2 protein-coding genes are annotated in these 1,612 nt (G+C 43.7%); one reads left to right on the top strand and one right to left on the bottom strand.

The window, feature by feature from the left end; genetic code table 11:
- Window positions 1-301: 301 nt before the first annotated feature.
- Complete coding sequence (locus PG897_RS22470) at window positions 302-493, bottom strand: hypothetical protein (RefSeq protein WP_270829440.1); 192 nt, start codon at window positions 491-493, stop codon at window positions 302-304.
- A 12-nt stretch (window positions 494-505) separates the two neighbouring features.
- Here PG897_RS22470 and PG897_RS22465 point away from each other — a divergent pair, with 12 nt between their 5' ends.
- A complete protein-coding gene (locus PG897_RS22465; RefSeq protein WP_333563753.1) occupies window positions 506-1,057 on the top strand; it encodes an antitoxin Xre/MbcA/ParS toxin-binding domain-containing protein in 552 nt (183 codons plus the stop codon).
- The last annotated feature ends 555 nt before the right edge of the window (window positions 1,058-1,612 follow it).

Raw genomic sequence — 1,612 nt, 5'->3', positions numbered from 1 at the left:
AAGCTGTTGAGTCGTTTTAAGTGTAATTCGGGGCAGAATTGGTAAAGAGAGTCGTGTAAAATATCGAGTTCGCACATTTTGTTGTCTGATTATTGATTTTTGGCGAAACCATTTGATCATATGACAAGATGTGTATCTACCTTAACTTAATGATTTTGATAAAAATCATTAGGGGATTCATCAGTGCTGAGCTCCTTATTTAATGCTTTATGAAAACTATAATTTTCTGCTTTGATGTGGGAGTAACCTGAGCTGGCTATTTATCACTGGCATAACCAGTATTGAGCTCTCATTTGGCATGTTATTTTTGGATGTCCTTGCACTCAAATTTTGGAGGTGTTTTCCAACCTGTAACGCGCCCGCTGCGTTTGTGGATCCTGCGGTATTCATTCCCCAACAGGATTTCCCATTCAGAGCCGTTCTCCGATAGAACCTGAAAAGTAGTCCCAAGCTCAATGCCTAAACCTGGTTCAGTACAGACCAACTCGGTCATCAGCTCTCCTCAATGCAGGGGCATTTGGTTGTTAATCTTCCACTCAAAACGACAGTTTGGGGTAGGATAGCTCATGAGAGATCGTGTTTGTACATTGAGGAATGCTACATGATGCCCTATGCAACCTATCATCCTAGTAGTGACGCAGCTACTCCGAACCTTCTCCTGGAAGGTCTTGGTATTCCTCGTGACCCACTAGGAGCACATCTATGGATCGTGGCTGGCGTATCACCGGACATACTCTATCGGCTCGCTGAATTGATGAAGACGGATGTGGGAACGGTTTGCCAATGGGTGGGTATTAGCCGGAGTACACTGACCCGCAAGCTGCGGATTGCAGCCCCCCTATCAATATCGCAGGGTGTCAGGGTATACGGAGTGGCGCAGGCCCTCGATGCGGTACTCGTCTTCCACAGGAACGATACCGTTAAGACACTGTCGTGGTTAAACCGCACGGCCTGGGGTCTAGGTGGTGTAGCGCCAGCCCAACTGCTGAATACCCCGATGGGGGTTCAAGCTGTTATCGATCTTGTGGGACGAATTCAGCATGGGGTGTGCTTATAAATTTAGGCAGCCTGAGGGCCTCATCTTTCAGTTCAAAAAAACATCACGACAGTTTTTTTTTCAAATTTTTTCATTTTAGCCACTTGAAAAACTCTGAAAACTGTCCATTTACTAATTATGAGAACAAAAGACTTTTTTAAACATTCCGCTGCTCCGCAGCGAAGATAAACCAGTTTCCTCTCACATCCTATTACCTCTATAGTTTAATTTTAAGAACTGAGTTCTACCTGGAAAATATACACTTATTATACCGCCATCAGTCTTTCTACCTTAAAAAATGAAATCTGTATCACCTGTTATAACCAGCGTGAAAACACACACATAAGAAGCATAAATTCGATGTGCTAATTCCATTGAAAGGTTCATATGAGAAGTGATAGTTCTTGACCTAACAGTAGGGATATTGCTTAGTTTAACGATGTCTCTTTGTATGCAATAAGGATCTATTCATGCAACGTCGTGACTTTCTTAAGCTGGCATGGTAATCCCCCCATTTTTTGGAGCACTCAAAAGTAGAGGTCATGCGGCCTGTGCCAAGCGCTGTTTCGGCGTGTA

The organism is Aeromonas sp. QDB20 (assembly GCF_027707805.1).
Taxonomy (GTDB): domain Bacteria; phylum Pseudomonadota; class Gammaproteobacteria; order Enterobacterales; family Aeromonadaceae; genus Aeromonas; species Aeromonas dhakensis.
This window is presented reverse-complemented; position numbering and strand designations above follow the sequence as displayed.

Coding starts and splice junctions, on each gene's coding strand:
- PG897_RS22470 (WP_270829440.1), bottom strand. CDS start 493: ATGACCGAGTTGGTCTGTACTGAACCAGGTTTAGGCATTGAGCTTGGG.
- PG897_RS22465 (WP_333563753.1), top strand. CDS start 506: ATGCAGGGGCATTTGGTTGTTAATCTTCCACTCAAAACGACAGTTTGG.